16 protein-coding genes are annotated in these 17,900 nt (G+C 43.3%); 15 read left to right on the forward strand and 1 reads right to left on the reverse strand.

The window, feature by feature from the left end; genetic code table 11:
* Window positions 1–2: 2 nt before the first annotated feature.
* From NQ117_RS00485 to gntK, 9 genes are all read left to right on the forward strand, one after another.
* Entirely contained in the window at window positions 3–1,010 is a 1,008-nt protein-coding gene (locus tag NQ117_RS00485) for a BtrH N-terminal domain-containing protein (protein ID WP_258276075.1), read from the forward strand.
* Window positions 1,010–1,249, forward strand: a complete 240-nt coding sequence (locus tag NQ117_RS00490) for an acyl carrier protein (RefSeq protein ID WP_258276076.1) — start codon at window positions 1,010–1,012, stop codon at window positions 1,247–1,249. Before NQ117_RS00485 ends, NQ117_RS00490 begins: the two co-directional genes overlap by 1 nt.
* 13 nt (window positions 1,250–1,262) lie before the next feature.
* On the forward strand, window positions 1,263–2,531 hold the full coding sequence (locus NQ117_RS00495; protein ID WP_258276077.1) for an APC family permease: 1,269 nt from the start codon (window positions 1,263–1,265) through the stop codon (window positions 2,529–2,531).
* Window positions 2,528–3,583 (forward strand): NAD(P)/FAD-dependent oxidoreductase, encoded by a 1,056-nt coding sequence (locus NQ117_RS00500; RefSeq protein WP_258276078.1) that lies wholly within the window; start codon window positions 2,528–2,530, stop codon window positions 3,581–3,583. Before NQ117_RS00495 ends, NQ117_RS00500 begins: the two co-directional genes overlap by 4 nt.
* Window positions 3,584–3,632: 49 nt before the next feature.
* Window positions 3,633–5,216, forward strand: a complete 1,584-nt coding sequence (locus NQ117_RS00505; protein WP_258276079.1) for a discoidin domain-containing protein — start codon at window positions 3,633–3,635, stop codon at window positions 5,214–5,216.
* 258 nt (window positions 5,217–5,474) lie between these two features.
* A complete protein-coding gene (gene gnd, locus NQ117_RS00510) occupies window positions 5,475–6,371 on the forward strand; it encodes a phosphogluconate dehydrogenase (NAD(+)-dependent, decarboxylating) (protein WP_258276080.1) in 897 nt (298 codons plus the stop codon).
* A gap of 141 nt (window positions 6,372–6,512) precedes the next feature.
* Window positions 6,513–7,190 carry a GntR family transcriptional regulator gene (locus NQ117_RS00515; protein ID WP_258276081.1) on the forward strand — a complete coding sequence of 226 codons (678 nt, stop codon included), beginning with the start codon at window positions 6,513–6,515 and terminating at the stop codon, window positions 7,188–7,190.
* Between the two features lie 93 nt (window positions 7,191–7,283).
* Complete coding sequence (locus tag NQ117_RS00520; protein WP_258276082.1) at window positions 7,284–8,645, forward strand: GntP family permease; 1,362 nt, start codon at window positions 7,284–7,286, stop codon at window positions 8,643–8,645.
* Between the two features lie 82 nt (window positions 8,646–8,727).
* Window positions 8,728–10,275, forward strand: a complete 1,548-nt coding sequence (gene gntK / locus NQ117_RS00525; RefSeq protein ID WP_258276083.1) for a gluconokinase — start codon at window positions 8,728–8,730, stop codon at window positions 10,273–10,275.
* A 193-nt stretch (window positions 10,276–10,468) separates the two neighbouring features.
* Here gntK and NQ117_RS00530 read toward each other — a convergent pair whose 3' ends face one another.
* Complete coding sequence (locus tag NQ117_RS00530) at window positions 10,469–12,538, reverse strand: DUF5693 family protein (protein ID WP_258276084.1); 2,070 nt, start codon at window positions 12,536–12,538, stop codon at window positions 10,469–10,471.
* Window positions 12,539–12,826: 288 nt separating this feature from the next.
* Between NQ117_RS00530 and NQ117_RS00535 the strand changes: the two genes are divergently transcribed.
* From NQ117_RS00535 to NQ117_RS00560, 6 genes are all read left to right on the forward strand, one after another.
* Window positions 12,827–14,080 (forward strand): glycoside hydrolase family 5 protein, encoded by a 1,254-nt coding sequence (locus NQ117_RS00535; protein WP_375163041.1) that lies wholly within the window; start codon window positions 12,827–12,829, stop codon window positions 14,078–14,080.
* A 40-nt stretch (window positions 14,081–14,120) separates the two neighbouring features.
* A complete protein-coding gene (locus NQ117_RS00540; RefSeq protein ID WP_258276086.1) occupies window positions 14,121–15,104 on the forward strand; it encodes a polysaccharide biosynthesis protein in 984 nt (327 codons plus the stop codon).
* Window positions 15,101–16,174, forward strand: a complete 1,074-nt coding sequence (locus NQ117_RS00545) for an undecaprenyldiphospho-muramoylpentapeptide beta-N-acetylglucosaminyltransferase (RefSeq protein ID WP_258276087.1) — start codon at window positions 15,101–15,103, stop codon at window positions 16,172–16,174. Before NQ117_RS00540 ends, NQ117_RS00545 begins: the two co-directional genes overlap by 4 nt.
* Window positions 16,175–16,242: 68 nt before the next feature.
* Window positions 16,243–16,854 carry a flavin reductase family protein gene (locus NQ117_RS00550; protein ID WP_258276088.1) on the forward strand — a complete coding sequence of 204 codons (612 nt, stop codon included), beginning with the start codon at window positions 16,243–16,245 and terminating at the stop codon, window positions 16,852–16,854.
* A 131-nt stretch (window positions 16,855–16,985) separates the two neighbouring features.
* Window positions 16,986–17,201, forward strand: a complete 216-nt coding sequence (locus NQ117_RS00555) for a hypothetical protein (RefSeq protein WP_258276089.1) — start codon at window positions 16,986–16,988, stop codon at window positions 17,199–17,201.
* A 102-nt stretch (window positions 17,202–17,303) separates the two neighbouring features.
* Entirely contained in the window at window positions 17,304–17,858 is a 555-nt protein-coding gene (locus NQ117_RS00560; protein ID WP_258276090.1) for an NADPH-dependent FMN reductase, read from the forward strand.
* Window positions 17,859–17,900: the final 42 nt, after the last annotated feature.

Genomic DNA, 17,900 nt, shown 5'->3' on the forward strand with positions numbered 1-17,900 from the left:
CTATGGAAAAATTTTATGATGTGAAGCCGTTTAATGATTTGTTTTATAAAAATTGTTTTTTTAGCGCCTTGTTTCCTGTTATTCAATATTTCGGGCAGCCAATTGAGTACGTGTTGGCATATGATCGGATTTGGTACGAACAAAATCATAACGATGAGCTGTGGCCTGTTAAACTTCAAATGGAATCCGTACACTCGATTGACCGAATTGTAAATGAACTTGGACTACAAATAGATACCGTGTTTCAGAGCGAGAATATTATCGCTGACCTTACAGAAGCATTGCAGCAGGGGAAGCTGCCTTTATTGAACATTGATTGTTATGCGCTGCCAATGAGAAAGGATCTATATCGACAAGAGCATTGGCCTCATGTACTGCTCATTTGTGGGGTAGATACAGCAAATCAGGTGTTTTATGTAATTGAGCACCGTGAACGGGAAAGTATGACGTATGAAAGAAGACTGTTATCGTTTAATGATTTAGAACAAGCCTATGCGGGATTTGTAGATCACTTTTTACCGAGTTGGTCAGGGGCATCCATGTATTACATCTCGGAAACAGGTGCGAATCATTCAACGATATCTAGTTCAGCAGTATGGGTGAAACAATTATCGGAAGATAAGCAGATGCTTGAGGGAAGTCATTTGATCAACGCAGCTGAAATGGTAGATTGGCTGCAGAACATTTGTATGCAGGAAGAACAGTTGCAGAGACATACGCAGGAACTGATTAAAGGCTTAAATGAGACGATCCTAATAAAACAAGCGGAGCAATACCGGCTTAGTAAGATAATGCCTGAGGCGCAAGCAGCTCTTGAACGACTAACCGCACAACTGGAGGTCTTGCAAAAATTAAGAAGAGTGATTGGCAAATATGCGATGACTCATGTATATCCGCATAAAGCGTTTACTGATAATTCGATATTTACGAATATTCTGTATCTAGAGCGGGAGTGTGTGTCACTATTGTGCCTTGCAGCGGAAGAGCATGGGATAAAGGAGAACGTGTAATGGACTTATCACAACAGATACGAGAATTAATTCTCGAAGTAACGAAGTTAGAGCAAGATACTCCATTCTCGCATGATTTTCCCTTAAGCGAATTAGGTCTGCATTCTATGCGGGTGGTTGAGTTGATTGTAAAGCTGGAGACAGCGTTTGATATCGAAATATCTGACGATGTGACCGTTGAAGATTTTAAGACGTTGCAGCACATTACCAGCTTAGTAGAAGGAATCTTAAACGAATAGAGTGATGCAGACGATGAAAGAACGAGACCAAGATACTAGACTTATTGACGCTAAGGGATTAATGGTATATTACGTAACCTCGATTATTGGAGTTGGCATTCTTATCGTTCCCGGAATCGCTTACGGAATCGCGGGACCAGCTTCCTTGCTTTCTTGGATCATCTTGGCGTTGTTGTCCTATCCTATAGCTCGCTCGTTCTCCAAATTAATCGTAGAACGCCCTCATTCCAGCGGACTTATGCTGATGGTGGGGGATGTATTTGGAGAAAAAGTAGGTCAAAGTCTCAATTTGTTACTGGCGTTCACGATGATTATCGGTAATCCCATCATGGGTATTGCTGCTGCTCGATATTTGCAAAATATTGTCGGTTTTGATGATTATTTTGTTCTGCTGTACGGTTTTTTCTTTATGCTGGCATCCATCTTGTTAAATCTGCTCGGGGTTAAGATGAGTAACAGAATTCAGTTTATTTCCTTCCTCGTGCTATCTATTATATTAAGCGCGATTATAGGGATTGCGCTCTTCCATGCAGACTTTGAACAGACAGCTTCATTTGCTCCGCATGGTTATACGGCAGTCTTATCTGCGATAACCGTCTGCTTCTATTCCTTTCTAGGCTGGGAGAATGCGACGAATATAGCTGGCGACGTGAAGGATCCCAGAGCTTCGTACCGGAAAGCAGTTCCTATCGCTGTAATGATTGTGGGTGCATTGTATGTCCTGCTTGCAATTGCCTTAATCGTAAGAATTCCGGCTGGAGCTTATGAAGACACGCAAACGGTGCTTCCATTGCTGCTTGAAGGTATCGTTCCTGAACAGGTCGGGTATTTGTACAACGCGTTGGCTATTTTCCTCATTATGATGGCAACCAATGCATGGGTATTTAGCGCATCGCGAGTTATTGTTTCCCTTGCGGAAACGAAGGTGCTGCCTGCATTATTTGCACGAACAACACAGAAAAATGTACATACTTCTGCATATCTTCTGTTAGCGGTATGGTATGGCGTTATTTTGCTTATATTAGCATCGTTCGAACTGGATGAAGTTTATTTGATTCAAATGACCAATTTTAATTTCTTTATCATTTACTTATTTATTTATGGTGCAGCTATTAAATATTACAAGGCAGCTCGAGATCGGCTGTTCTATGTTGTCATGTTGATGCTCGTATTGTTGATCTTACCGTTTTTCGAAGGATCTGCTATTTTCTCAATCTGTCTAGGGATACTCTCCTTTATATTGATTGCTATTAAACGGAGTCAGGAGAAATCAGTTGGATGAAAACGATGGATGTAGTCGTCATAGGTGGCGGAATTATTGGCGCTTTCGTTGCTTGCAAGCTGAACAAAAGCGGCTTCAAAAGGATTGCGCTGCTTGAGAAACTCGAGATCGGGAACGGTGCTACTGGGCAATCAGGAGGAATTGTACGTGTGTATCATTCGGATCCATTGCTTTCAAATTTAGCACTGGAAGGTTTTAAGGAATATCAGGCTGAGTGTGATCTAAGCGAGCAGGAATGCGCATTTACACGCACTGGCTTCTTGTATATGGAGTCTACCGACGAATTGTCTCATTTGCAAAGGGAGTGCTCAAGACTCTCGGCCAATGGGGCTGCTGTCGAAGTTCTATCGATACAAGAGGGAACAAGAAGATTTCCGGAGTTCAAGTGGAGTGATTTGAAAGCGGCTGTCTACGAGCCTGATGCTGGCTATATGGACCCACTGCTAGCGACCAAAGCGCTTACTAGAAAGTTGGCTGATCGAGGTGTAGAGCTGTACGAAGGTATAGAGGTATATGAAATATTGCAAGAACATGGACAGACGATAGGCGTTAGAACTTCTGCTGAGACCATCTATTGTCCTCATGTAATCATTTGTGCAGGAGCGTGGAGCAGCACATTACTTACAGATCACATTATCTCGGAGAAGATAAGAAGTAAGAGTATTCAATTTCAAGTCGTTAAACTTCAACATGCACCGCGAACTGGCTTTATTGATTCAGCTATGGATCTATACAGCCGACCTTATAGGAATGGGCTAACATTAGTAGGACTTCCAGTAGATGAATGGGATATCGATATAGAGAATCGAAAGTCGATCGACCTTGATCAAGAGCGACGTGTCTTGCTAGCAGCTCAGCAGCGCCTGAGCCATTGGGGAGAAGTCTCCACATATGGAGGGCGAAAAAGCTTTGATGCCTATAGTTTGGGTGGATGTGGAATCGTTGAAGAAGTGCCTGGGCTTAGAGGGACAATAATTGCAAGCGGATTTAGCGGCAGTGGAGTAAAGATAGCCCCAGCAGTTGGGAATCGAGTTGTGCAGTTATTGACATGAAAAGTATAAAGAAGTGTATAGACTTCTGGATAGAAAGGAAGGTTTTCGTATGGAGGTTGTATCAACCGCACTATTTTATAGTTTCGTAACATGCAGGAAAGCACAAGTGTTTCGCTATTTGGATAAGCATGTGGATGTACGCTCCCATTTTTGGAATGCATATGAAAGCATTGATAAGATCTATAAGGAAATGATAACAGCAGAAAAAGCCGGATGGGACTATTCATGGGAAATTGAGCCGAGCAATGAAATGCTGGGAACCGTAGAGAAATCAATTACGTTTGACAGTTTTCATGCTGCGAAAGAAACGATCATTCAACGGCTAGCCAATGGTGAGGAAGTATTTATTTGGGTCAGAAATAAGTATATTCCTCACATGCAATTGACTCAAATGAATTTAGATGGAATTCATTCACTCGCTCTAACCGCCTATAATGAGGTGGATGATTCCTTTACGATATTTGATTATCCATTTGAGAAAATATACGAATCGACACTTCTTGAGCAAGCTTTTAATAGCGCGGAAGTGTTCATGGTAGATTATTACTCGATTGCAAAAGTGGCAGATGAAGCTGGCGAGTACATCGACTCGCGATTTCGTCAGAAAATGCTGGAGTTGGGTGACGAGGGAGATCGTTTTGAGCAATTGAAACAGGCTATTACGACAACCGATATTAAGCTGGAATCATTGCTCTCCTTTTTCGGGGTGTACGCTTTGTCTAGGAAAATGGTAGCGGGTTATTTAGAAAAAAATCATTACTCCGAGCATCTTGTTGAAATTCTACATAAGTCTTCCAAAGTTTCGGAAGTTATCAAACAAAGGATAGCGAAGTTCTCTATAACATCAACGGATTTGAAGGCTTGTTGGAGCCGCATTGAAGAAAAATACGATGAAATGAAAAAGTTGGAACAGCAATTTATTAAGGATGTACAGCAAGAAATGATAAGTGGGGTGAAGCCCGAGTTTACACGATTACCGCCCAATGCCCCAACAGACTTGAAATTGCTGTATTCAACCGATACGAGCGCATGGATATCATGGATAGACGACAAAGGAGAATTGGAGTCTAATTGCTATCTTGTATTTGTTAATGGTTCCGAGATTACGAAATGCTCTGCGACTCATTATATTATTCCTAATCTTGAACCGGAGACGAAATATGAAGTGGCTGTTAAATCGATGAATACAAACAATGAAGAAAGTGTTGGAGATTGCCGTTTAGAAATCGTCACGAAGATGGTTGAGCTGGAAGGCACTCTTTCGTTACACAAACCCGTTTACACCTCATCGGATCAAAGTGAACTGCTTAGCAGATATAATCTTGTTGACTCGCAGCCATCGACTAGATGGAGCAGCGATTATAACGATGATGAGTGGGCGTGCGTTGATTTGGGGATGTCGAAGCCGATTAAAAGCATTTTATTGCGCTGGGAAGATGCTTATGCAACGGAATATAAAGTTCAGTTATCTGCTAACTTAGAAGATTGGCAAGATATCCATCATGAAAGGGAAGGGTCAGGCGGACGCGTACAGTTTGAAGTAGCGAATGCTAGTGGCAGATACGTTAGAATGCTGGGTATGAAAAGAGCGACCATGTATGGCTATTCCTTATACGAATTCACAGTGTGCTAGTAGTAACTATGTTCAACTTTGCATGGGACGTCACACGATAAAAGAGTATAGATAATATAGGTGAAATATAGGAAAAAGACCATGCCTAAGTTTATTTTTTAAACGGAGGTATGGTTTTTTCTTGAGTTAAATTGTGACGGGAGACGTTGATTAAAATAAAAAAACTATTTACAACTCTTAAAGAAAGCGTTATCATACGTTTACGAAGTACAACTTGTATACAAGTATACTTGTAGTTCTAGCAAGGGGGAACAGGTAGTGAAGGTAGGCATGATAGGTCTTGGCAAGATGGGATTCAATCTCGTTCGCAATATGATGCGTTACGATCATGAAGCTGTCGTATATGATGTGAATTCCGAACCTAGAGAGAAGTTGGCAACAGAAGGTGCTGTTCCAGCGGCGACGATTGAGGAACTCGTACATAAGCTCGAAACTCCACGTATCGTATGGATGATGGTCCCAGCAGGAGAGATTGTGGACAATGTTATCGATACATTGCTTCCGATTCTGTCTCCAGGAGACATCGTCATTGACGGTGGAAATTCGCACTACAAGCAATCGATTGCTCGCGGTGAGAAGATGCAAGCGCAAGGCATCCATTACTTTGATGTTGGAACATCTGGTGGAACAGATGGAGCTGAGCATGGAGGCTGCTTCATGATTGGCGGCAATGCAGAGGTATTCGGCAGTTTGGAGCCATTGTTCCGTGATATGGCAGTTGATCAAGGATACTTGTATGCAGGTAAGCTCGGAAGCGGTCATTTTTTGAAAATGATTCACAATGGTATCGAGTATGGTATGATGCAAGCGATTGCAGAAGGCTTCGAAGTGTTGGAAAAGAGCGACTTTGACTTTGATTATGAGCAAGTAGCTCGTGTGTGGTCGAACGGTTCCGTAATTCGCAGCTGGCTAATGGATTTGACTCAGAATGCGTTTGCGAAAGATCCGAAGTTGGACAGTATTCGCGGTGTCATGCATAGCTCTGGAGAAGGAAAATGGACGGTAGAGACAGCACTTGACTTGCAAGCGAGTACGCCTGTTATTGCCATGTCGTTAATGATGAGATATCGCTCACTTGATACAGATGCTTTCCATGGCAAAGTAGTTGCAGCACTGCGCAACGAATTTGGTGGTCACGCTGTTGTATCGAAGTAACCGAAGTTACCGAAGTAACGATGGAGTAACCTATTTTTATACCAAAATGGATTGGGTTAGCCAGCATATGATAAAATAGAGCTGACTTGTCGATAGTTTGGACATCGACATCATCTATTTCATTAGGAAGAGTTGAATCATATGCACTATCCATCAACATGGCTTCAAGGAGCCTCATTAGGTGAATGTATCGCATGCGAATTGCGTTTGCAAATTATTAAAGGAACGATTAAGCCAGACGAGGTTATTTCCGAGAATCGGGTAGCTGCTGACTTTGGAACGAGTCGTTCCCCAGTTAGAGAAGCATTGAAAGCGTTATCCAATGAAGGACTTATTCGTCTCGAACGAATGGGTGCTGTAGTTATCGGGTTGACGTTGGAAGATGTGAAGGAGTTGTATGATGTTCGATATTTGATTGAAAGTTTTGTGCAGCAGCGTCTTGCTGATGTTGATCAGGAACGGTTGATTATGCAACTGAATCAGATTATTGACAAGATGGAGCTCGCGGTCAAATATAACGATGTTGTCGAATTTGCTTATCAGGATATTTCATTCCATGAAGCAATTATTGCGGCAGCAGAGCATCGTCGAATTCAACATCTTTGGAACAGTATCCGTCATATCGTATTGACAGTCCTACTTATTACGACAGAGGAAGTATTCTCGATGGGAGAAGAGAAGCTTCACAATGTGATTGAAAAGCATAGAGAACTGTTGCAGGGACTGCAGTCGAAGGATATCGGAGTCATTAAACACGGCGTCGAACAATATTTTGCCGATTCACGTCAAACCCTTGTTACAAGCCTTCCTCCTGAATAAACGGAGGCAAGGCGATAATAAGGTGCGGGCAAAGTTGTCGACTAGTATACAAAAATAATTCAGATTGATTGTACATCAAGGGAGGACATTCTGATGAGCACGATTTTCGGTCTCAGTCATGAAGCAACATTGCTTATTTGGACATTTGTATCCATTGCATTCTTGATTGTCTTTATTGCGAAGTATAAGTGGAATCCTTTTGTTACTTTACTCTTGTCTGCATTAATGCTTGGTCTTCTTTCTGGTATGAATCCGTTGGATGTCGTGAAGTCCGTTATCGGCGGAGTGGGCGGTACGTTAGGTAAGATCGCCATTGTTATCGGTCTCGGAACGATGCTTGGTAAGATGATGGCAGAGTCCGGCGGTGCAGAACGAATTGCGACGACACTGGTTGATAAGTTTGGTGCGAAGCGCGTTCACTGGTCCATGATGTTTGTAGGTTTCATCGTTGGTATTCCGGTATTTTTCGAAGTTGGTCTTATTCTATTGATTCCAATTGTGTTCACAGTGGCACGTAAAACGAACATGTCACTCTTGCAAATCGGTATTCCAATTCTTGCAGGTTTGTCTATTGTACACGGTCTTGTACCGCCACATCCGGCACCGATGATTGCGATTGATGCTTTCAACGCTGACCTTGGTATGACGATTCTTTATTCCTTGATCGTAGGTTTACCAGCTGCAATTGTTGCTGGTCCTATCTTCGGAAAATATATTGGTAAGCGGATTCAAGTGCAACCACCTGCAAATCTAGAAGAGCAATTTGCTGTAAAAGGCGATATTAAGCTGCCTGGATTCGGAATAACGTTGTTTACGATTCTTTTACCCGTTATTCTAATGTTAGCTGGTTCTGCAGCGCTAATTCTAGATCCAGAAGCAACAAGCAGCTGGACGGTATTCTTTGAGTTTATTGGGCACGAAGTAATTGCATTACTTATTTCCGTAGTATTCTCCTTCTACTCACTTGGCTTTGCTCGTGGATTCACGAAGGAAGATATTTCTCGCTTCAGCAGCGAGTGCTTGGCGCCAACAGCAACGATTATTTTGATTATCGGCGGTGGCGGAGCGTTCAAGCAAGTGCTTATCGATAGTGGAGTAGGCGGAGCAATTGCACAAATTGCAACACAAGCGAACGTAAATATTATTCTATTTGCTTGGTTAGTGGCAGCACTTATTCGCGTCGCTACTGGTTCCGCAACAGTTGCGATGACAACGGCAGCTGGAATTGTAGCTCCTGTTCTTGCCATGAACCCAGGCGTAAATGTCGAGCTTGTTGTATTGGCAACAGGTGCAGGTTCTATCGTATTGTCTCACGTTAACGATGCAGGTTTCTGGATGGTTAAAGAATTCTTTAACATGTCGGTTACACAGACGTTGAAGTCTTGGACCGTAATGGAGACGATACTTTCTGTTGTAGCACTTGGCCTTATTCTTGCGCTCAGTATGTTCGTTTAAATAGAGGCAGTTCAAAAAGTCCGTTAACACCGGACTTTTTGAATATGCAATAAAGGTAGTGGATGGAAAGAAGGGTAATGTTATGAGCAAAGTTCTATATACGATCGGTATCGATATCGGTACAACGAGTACGAAGGCAGTTCTGTTTCAGGAAGATGGAACAGTCATAGCAAAAGGCGGGGAAGAGTACCCTTTATTTACGCCTAATGCCACGATTGCTGAGCAGAATCCGGAACAGATTTTTCAAGCGGTCATCCAATCGGTTAAACAAGTGATGTCGATTAGTAAAGTATCGCCTTCAGATGTGCTGTTCGTTTCCTTCAGCTCTGCGATGCATAGTGTCATTGCCATAGATGCGGCAGGTGAACCATTAACGCCGTGCATTACTTGGGCAGACAATCGCAGTGCTGCTTACGCCACACGATTGAAGCAGGAGATGAATGGACACGAGCTGTATCGTCGTACAGGGACACCGATTCATCCGATGTCACCGATTACGAAGCTAATGTGGTTGCGTGACGAAGAGCCGGAGCTATTTGCGAAGACAACCAAATTTATTTCGATTAAAGAATATGTATTTGCAAAGTTGTTTGGCAAATATGTAATTGATTACTCCATCGCTTCTGCGACAGGTATGTTTAACTTGCAGCAGCTCGATTGGGATGAGGAAGCGCTGCGGATTGCTGGGGTTGGTAGAGAACAGCTGTCTGAGCTTGTGCCGACAACTCATCAGATGAAAGGGTTGGAAACGGTTTATGCACGTGAGATGGGGCTCGATTCGCAGACAACTTTTATCGTCGGGGCAAGTGATGGCGTACTGTCCAATCTAGGTGTTAACGCGATTGAGCCAGGAGTCGTAGCTGTGACAATCGGGACGAGTGGAGCGATTAGAACGGTAGTCGATCGTCCGGTTACAGATCCGAAGGGACGTACATTCTGCTATGCGCTAACAGACAAGCATTGGGTCGTAGGCGGGCCTGTAAACAATGGCGGCATGCTGTTCCGCTGGGTGCGCGACGAGCTTGCAGCATCGGAAGTAGAAGCAGCGAAGCGCCTTGGCATCGATCCGTATGATTTGCTGACGCAAATCGCAGAGCGGGTGCGACCGGGATCAGATGGATTACTGTTCCATCCGTTCTTCACAGGTGAGCGTGCTCCGCTCTGGAATGCGGATGCGAGAGGCTCCTTCTTCGGCTTGACGATGCATCATCGCAAAGAGCATATGATTCGTGCGGTATTGGAAGGGATCATCTTCAATCTGTACACGGTGCTCTTAGCCATGGAAGAGCAGATCGGCAGACCTCATCGTATTCATGCGACTGGAGGCTTTGCTCGTTCAGAGCTGTGGCGTCAGATGATGGCAGACATTTTCGATCAGGAAGTGGTCATTCCAGAAAGCTATGAAAGCTCCTGTTTAGGTGCTGTCGTATTGGGACTCTATGCAACGGGTAGAACAGATTCGTTGGATATTGTTTCGACGATGGTAGGTGCATCCCATGAACACAAGCCGGTGAAGGAGCATGCGAAGCTGTATCATCAGCTGCTTCCGATCTTTATTTCCCTTCCTCGCAGACTGGAAGAGGAGTATGCGGCGATGGCAAAATTCCAGCGCAATTTGTTGGAGGAGTAGCCTAGCAAATTAGTAGTAATGTCAGATAGATGTATCGTTAATTCAACATATACGTAAAAATAGGGCTGTCTCACGTGGGATCTGTCCTCCAGAATGTTAGCCAGTTTGGATAGGTACTAACAAATGGAGGCCCCACGAAGAGACAGCCCTTGTTGTTGAGAGAAGCATGGTTCTAGCTCTTGACTATAGCTTGTTAATTTGTAAGTGTCGACCAACGTTTCTTCCCATAGTTCCAAATCAAACAAACGATATGCCAAGCCGCTATAGCAAGCAATCCCATCATTATTCCCAGCGCCATTCCTAAGCCTACACGAATAAAGGAAATGATAAGCGGTGTATGCAGATGAGCGAATGTGTTGACGAGAGAAATTTGACCAATGATGCTAATCGCGAAAATGATAATGCCAGCCTTCACCCTGCTTAATGCTAAATAAGCACCGAGGAAGAAGAGTGGATAGGCAAATAAAAATTCTTTTAGACGTGGACGGACGCCAAGCGTTTGCTCTAACAACGCACGGAACAATAACTCGATCGGTGAAACGACGCCAGAGTTTCCTGTGCGAATAAAATAATAAAGAAGAAATACAGAGCAGGCTGCTGCAATTACGCACCAAAGTATGGTGATCGGCGTTAGTAAAATACGCTTAACAAATTGAGCTTTTTCTCGTAAAGACAGCTCGTTTTTATCGAAAAATATTACATAAAGTGCGACAAAGCCTATTGGAATAATACTTGCCAGCCCTACACCCTGGAACTGATCGACTTTTAATAGAAATACGATGTCATTTAGTAAACTGAAGATTACCATACCGCCGATAAGAGATATGATCGAAGTACGGATAAATAGAGTTACACCTGTTACAATGCGTTGTGCAGGAGATAGGGAGAAGCTTTGTTTCTTGCGCAGTGTGCGGATGGCCAAGATGAGAGCAACTGTAGGTGCAGCGGTGCAAGCGCCTAACGCAATTATTTTATACAGCCACAATGGCGACAGTATATAAAGTCCTGCAGAGGCAACAACGCCTAACACTAAACTTGGCAGAAGGAGGGCGGGATAAAAGCATCCTACCAGTAAAGCAATGATAGCAATACCGACCCCAATCATAAGCCACTTCCATAGCAACTGCATAGGAACTTCTTTTGCCTCAAATACAGGGGCCTGTCCAACTTGAATGCTGAACTTTTCTAGTCGGGCAGTCACACTTTCTTCTCCATTCAAGATTGAATACAACGGTTCTAGTGGATTGTCATAGGTTCCAGTACTTGCGCTAACAGCTGGTTTGGCGGAGATAAGGATGGTGCGGATATTGCGATCTTTTACAGCTAGAACAAGTCGATCTGTAAATCTTGTCTTGAGTGCTTCAAGCTGCTTGTCATTAAGCGTGCCCATCAGTTTACCCGAATCGAAATCACTGAAAATATGTGTGCGGATAATCTGATTATCGAGTTTGGAAGCGAGTGACTGCAATCCGATGGGCTCGGTTTTTTGCAATTCGGGCAGGGCCAGTTTTAGGCCGTGTTTAAGCATTAGCTCAGCTGTAAGCTTAATATTGTTATCCTGTTCTTTGATAGATTTCGAAACACCAGGGACGGCTTCTCCATCGATGACAAGTGTGGTTACTCCATAATTACGCAGCATCGCTAGGGACTTGTCGAGCGCATTAGCATCAAATGGACGACGGTTCGAAATGTAAGCAATCACTTCGAATTGCTGATGCTTTAGTATTTGCAAAGTAGTAGGGTCATAATCGAGCGGCATAATAGTAGCATCTTTGATGGGCATTTCTAAAATGAGTCCATCTTGTTCGTTAAACGTCCAAGGATGGGTCTTGATATTCAATCGCTGTGCTTGTTGTTCGATGAACATCATCGTATACGCTCGTGTGTACGGATCTGTAAAAAGGATGTAGGTGAAGTTCTCTTGAGGTGAAATCGGTTGAGAGGTCAATACGCTGACTTCGCGTGAGGAGTACATATCTATTCTGCGGCTTAAGTTCAGCTCTTGAAGTGTGCTTTCATGTATCGCAATAGCGTTAATGCCAGCCTCCTTCATGTTATTCAGCTGTTCTTGGATAAACGAAGTAGGGTGAAGCTCTGAATCTGACATTTGCAGCAGATCTCGATAATGCATAACGAATTGAACGTTGCGTGACGTGTTTTCCGTTGCCACACGCTGATAAGCTAAGGGGATACTAGCCAGCATGCCAATGATGACAAAACACCATATCCATCGTGTTAGCCTATCATTTCGAGATAGGTTCATATTATCAACTCCAATGCATGATGAGGTTGTTCTACATTTGGATTGTAATGAATATCAGCTAAGATGTCTACATTTACCATAATTATTGTTGTTTATATATAACCGCTCGTTCTCCCGCATTCATGTGAAAATTGCAATAAATCAACTTTTGAGTAGATGTCACATTGGTGTAACAGAAGCGCATTATGATGAATGCGAGGTGAAAATATGAAATCTACTAGCAAATCAAAATGTAGCAAATTGTTATCGTCGATAAAAATGAAAAAGCACACATTCGCTTTACTAGCGATATGCCTTATGTTTACCGCAGGATGTACGTCTACGGCAAAGCCAACAAGGCCTGTTCCAGCACCAGACAACCAAACGGAAATACAAGTGGAAGAGCAGTCCGGGAAAATTACTTTTTGGAACGAGCAGCGTAAAGGTACGAATTTTATGAACTCTAATTCGCTTCCGGATAATTATACGGCTGCCAAAGAAAGCAATATCGAGTTCGTTCGTCTTGCACCAGACAAATGGGGCAAGGACCCGGACATTTTCTTTAAGGACCAGCCTGACCCTGAACCAGAGAAAGATTTCCTCATTGGCAGCGCGAACGGATATGAAGGCATTGTAGAAGAGGACTTTGTTAGACTGAAAAAAGATCTGGATGATGCGGCAGCGCGTGATATGAAAGTGGTAGTTAGCGTCTTGAGTCTTCCAGGTGATCGATGGCGCCAATTCAATAATCGCTCCAATGATGATCGCATTTGGCAGGATGAAAAATATCATGAGCAGGCAGCTCAGTTTTGGAAAGCTCTCGCGACCCGTTTGAAGGATCACCCAGCTGTTGTCGGCTATAACCTGATTAATGAACCGCATCCAGAGACGGCAACGAAGTTCCATGATTTTTGGACACAGAATTATAAGGCGTGGTACAGTAAAGTTGAAAATTCGGCTGCTGATTTAAATAAGCTATATGATACGATTTTGAAGTCCATACGAACGGTAGATACGCAAACGCCTATTATTTTGGATTCTGGTCTTTATGCCACACCGTGGGCATTCTCTTACTTAAAGCCAATCGATGATGAAAAAGTACTGTATGCTTTCCATATGTACGAGCCGTATGAGATGACGAGCCAAAATAAGCGTAAGGGCTTTACTTACTCTTACCCAGGAAAAGTAAAGGTAGGGGAAAATAAAGAGGAAAAAGAGTTTAACCGTGAGTCGTTGAAGCAATTTCTAGATCCCGTTGCGAAATGGGCAGCTGAGCATCAAATTCCGGCTAACCGTATCATTGCTGCTGAATTCGGCATTAACCGAATGGTAAGTGGTGCTGACCAGTACTTGGCTGATTTGATTTCTATTTTCGATGAGTATGGATGGCACTGGTCCTTCTATGCATTCCGTGAAGATACATGGGAAGGTATGGATTACGAACTTGGTACTGACAAGCCTCATTGGAAATACTGGGAGGCACAAGAAAAAGGGGAGCCCTATGTATACGGAAACGATGATAGCCCGATATGGGATGTACTTAAACAGGAACTGAACAAATAGTAAGTAGACATAGAATTCGTACTGGTGCGGAGGAGAAACCATGATCAATAAAACGATTTTAATTACAGGTGGCACGGGTTCTTGGGGCTATGCGCTTGTGAACAAACTATTGGAGATGAATTCGGGGGAAATTCGCATCTTCTCACGTAATGAAGCATTGCAAGTGGAAATGAAGCAGCATTTTCGTAATTCGTCCCAGTTGAAGTTCATCATTGGAGATATTCGGAACAAAGATGAGTTGATGCTAGCGTGCCAAGGTGTAGATTACATTTACCATACGGCTGCGCTCAAACATGTTCCGATTTGTGAACAGCAGCCAGATATGGCGTTTAAAATAAATGTTATCGGTACACAGCATGTTATTGATGCGGCAATTGCGAATCAAGTTAGCAAAGTCATATATGTATCAACGGATAAAGCATCAAATCCATCTAATACGTACGGAATGACGAAAGCACTTGGAGAACGTCTTATCATTCATGCGAATGAAAAAAATACGGCAACGAAATTTATATCCGTACGAAGCGGCAATGTGCTGGGTTCGACAGGAAGTGTAATTCCTATCTTCAAGCGCCAGATCGAACAGAACTTGGATGTTACGATTACCGATATGCGTATGACACGATTTTTTATTGCTTTGGAAGAGGCAGTAGACATGCTGCTAACGGCAACAGAGCATGGATTTGGAGGCGAGATATTTGTTTCTAAGATGCCTGCCTGCAAAATTTCCAACATCGCGGAAGTGTTAATGGAGCAGCAAGAAAAGTCAGATTTACAACTTATAGAGACAGGTGTTCGTCCAGGGGAAACGCTGCACGAGATGCTTATATCAGAGTGCGAAAGTGAAACATCGATTCATTTCGATGATAAGTACTTTGTCATCCTGCCGAATTTTCCAATAATGGGGCTGCAAGAACATTATGAACGATTTGAACGGGTTTCCTTTGACAAATACGACTCGGAACATATGCTTATGAGCAAAAGAGAAACGGAAAAAATGCTACGTTCAGGCGGTTTTCTATGAAAAGAAAACGAATCCTATTTACCGGTGGCGGGACAGCAGGGCATGTGACTGCCAACACGGTACTTATGCCGAAATTTAGGGCCAATGGCTGGGAACTGCATTATGTTGGCTCTGAGCACGGCATTGAGCGTAAGATGATTTCAGAATATGAACATGTGAAGTATCACGGTATTTCCACAGGCAAGCTAAGAAGATATATGTCTTGGAGCAATATTACGGATATTTTCAAAGTGCTGAAGGGCATTGTTCAAGCTTATTTTATTGTTAGAAAAATAAATCCTGATATTGTGTTCTCGAAAGGAGGCTTCGTATCGGTGCCTGTCGTCATCGGTGCGCGTCTCCGAAGGGTGCCCATCGTTATTTATGAACCGGATGTGAACTTGGGATTAGCCAATCGTATTTCCTATACATTTTGCACGAAGATGTGTACGACATTTGAGGAAACGGCAGTGCAATATCCATCGAACAAGACGGTCCACGTCGGTGCTATTGTTAAAGAAGAGCTGCAGCAAGTTAGTGCTGAGCGTGGGCGAACAGCTTGTGAGTTTACGAAGGACAAGCCAATCTTACTTGTTGTTGGCGGCAGTCAAGGGGCTCAGCGCATAAACGATATCGTGCGAAGTACGCTGCCGTATTTGCTTCTGCACTTCCAAGTGATTCATATTTGTGGCGCAGGCAAAGTGGACAGCACAATAAACCACAACGACTATAAGCAGTTTGAGTTTGTTGGTCAATTGTATCCCGATCTCGTCGCGATGGCTGATGTAGTCGTGTCCCGGGCTGGCTCCAATACGCTCCATGAACTGTTAGCACTTAGGAAACCGATGCTGCTTATCCCTCATACGGTAGGTGGGGCGAAAACGGGACAGTTGATCAATGCGAAGCATTTTTGTGATAAAGGGTACGCCGCTATGATACGTCAGGAAGAAATGACAGAAGAGCAATTTGTCCGTGCTGTGCTTGATGTGTATGAACAGCGTGAATGCTATATAGAAGCAATGAGGCAAAATGTAACAAATCAAGCGGTGGATAAGTTAATAGCTCTGATTGACGATGTGCTGCAGCAGTAGCAAGTTGACAGAATCGTCGCTATGAATTATCTTTAATTCAAGATAATTTAAAGCGAGGAGATTTTGTTATGATATCGATAGATGCAACACAACTTTCAGATAAAGATGCTTACAAGCTGCTAATTGGCAGTGTTGTGCCAAGACCAATTGCTTTTATTACGACCCTGTCTCAAGAAGGCGTATTGAATGCAGCTCCGTTTAGTTATTTCTCCATCGTATCCAGCAATCCGCCGATGCTTTCTGTATCGGTCCAACGCAAAGTGGGCGTGATGAAGGATACAGCGAGAAATGCGATTGAGTCTGGCGAGCTTGTGATTCATATCGTCGACGAAGCAGTCGTAAAAGCTGTCAACGAGACTGCGGCGAATTTGCCACCAAACGAGAGTGAAGTTGAGCGTGCTGGCTTAACTCCGATTGAGAGCGAATCGATTCGTGTTCCTGGGATTGTTGAATCTAAAATTCGCATGGAGTGCGTGCTGGAGAAGTCCATCCCTCTGGGTGGTACAGATGAAACTCCTGCATGTGACCTGCTAATTGCGCGTGTCGTTCGTGCGCATGTAGCGGATGATATCTACGAGGACGGACGTATTGATGCAGAGAAGCTGCAGCCTGTGAGCCGCATGGCCGGAAGCTATTATTCGTCGTTAGGGAAACTGTTCTCTATAGAGCGTCCGCAGTGAATAATTGATAATACCTTTTAGAAGGCCAAGTGTTTGATATACTTGGTCTTTTCTTATATTCCTAAACTTAGTTATGGTATCATAGCTTATGATGTCTAATACACAGCAAACTAATTTCTAAGAGGTGGCACATGTCGATAGAGAGAAACGGTCATGTTTTAAAATACGAGGATGGGCGTTATTACATAGAAGAGGCGCCATATGCGACGGAAAAGCTTGATGAAGCGAAAATATATACGAAGTATTTTGACCTAGTGGAGGCACAGGGTGCTGCGCTTCGCCATACAGGTGAAGCAGTCAAAATCACTGCGGTTTCCTTTTATGTATGCAACATAGCTGAAAAGTAAGCTAGTACAATAAGCAATGGCCCTTTATATAACTTGATATCGAATAAGAAAATCCTTCAAGGAAATAGTAAAGAAATAACATTTCAGGAAGTGGGGCTTATCATGTCTAAGAAGATTGGGCTTATATGCGGAAGTTTGCGAAAACAATCATACAATCGCATCATTGCAAAAATGATTGCGGATTTGAATGTTCCGGCTGCTTTTCATTTGATTGAGATTGGTGATCTCCCTTTATATAACGAAGATTTGGAAACGGGTGAGCTACCAGCATCTGTAGTGACGTTTAATAATGGGATCCGAGATGCGGACGGAATCGTGATTGTCACACCAGAGTACAATTCCGGCATTCCCGGGGTCCTCAAAAATGCGTTGGATTGGGCATCACGCCCGCCAAGATCCGGAGCTTTACAGGGCAAGCCAGTAGGCATTATTGGAGCGACACCAGGTGGATTAGGTACGGCATTAGCGCAAGTACAGCTTCGACATACGCTTGAAGCGATGCAAGTTCCTTGTCTGCCATTTCAAAAAGTACGTATTTCACAGGTACATGAGAAAGTAAATGCCGAGCTGAAAGTCGTATCGGATGAACGTACGAAGCAGAACATTCAAAGTTACATCGAGCATTTTGTAAAATGGATTGAACATCGCTCCAATTAAAGGCTCATAGTCACAGGCAAGACACGACTAAGACGAGAAATG

Source organism: Paenibacillus sp. SC116, assembly GCF_024733555.1.
Taxonomy (GTDB): domain Bacteria; phylum Bacillota; class Bacilli; order Paenibacillales; family Paenibacillaceae; genus Paenibacillus_B.

Coding starts and splice junctions, on each gene's coding strand:
- NQ117_RS00485 (WP_258276075.1), top strand. CDS start 3: ATGGAAAAATTTTATGATGTGAAGCCGTTTAATGATTTGTTTTATAAA.
- NQ117_RS00490 (WP_258276076.1), top strand. CDS start 1,010: ATGGACTTATCACAACAGATACGAGAATTAATTCTCGAAGTAACGAAG.
- NQ117_RS00495 (WP_258276077.1), top strand. CDS start 1,263: ATGAAAGAACGAGACCAAGATACTAGACTTATTGACGCTAAGGGATTA.
- NQ117_RS00500 (WP_258276078.1), top strand. CDS start 2,528: ATGAAAACGATGGATGTAGTCGTCATAGGTGGCGGAATTATTGGCGCT.
- NQ117_RS00505 (WP_258276079.1), top strand. CDS start 3,633: ATGGAGGTTGTATCAACCGCACTATTTTATAGTTTCGTAACATGCAGG.
- NQ117_RS00515 (WP_258276081.1), top strand. CDS start 6,513: ATGCACTATCCATCAACATGGCTTCAAGGAGCCTCATTAGGTGAATGT.
- NQ117_RS00520 (WP_258276082.1), top strand. CDS start 7,284: ATGAGCACGATTTTCGGTCTCAGTCATGAAGCAACATTGCTTATTTGG.
- gntK (WP_258276083.1), top strand. CDS start 8,728: ATGAGCAAAGTTCTATATACGATCGGTATCGATATCGGTACAACGAGT.
- NQ117_RS00530 (WP_258276084.1), bottom strand. CDS start 12,538: ATGAACCTATCTCGAAATGATAGGCTAACACGATGGATATGGTGTTTT.
- NQ117_RS00540 (WP_258276086.1), top strand. CDS start 14,121: ATGATCAATAAAACGATTTTAATTACAGGTGGCACGGGTTCTTGGGGC.
- NQ117_RS00545 (WP_258276087.1), top strand. CDS start 15,101: ATGAAAAGAAAACGAATCCTATTTACCGGTGGCGGGACAGCAGGGCAT.
- NQ117_RS00550 (WP_258276088.1), top strand. CDS start 16,243: ATGATATCGATAGATGCAACACAACTTTCAGATAAAGATGCTTACAAG.
- NQ117_RS00555 (WP_258276089.1), top strand. CDS start 16,986: ATGTCGATAGAGAGAAACGGTCATGTTTTAAAATACGAGGATGGGCGT.
- NQ117_RS00560 (WP_258276090.1), top strand. CDS start 17,304: ATGTCTAAGAAGATTGGGCTTATATGCGGAAGTTTGCGAAAACAATCA.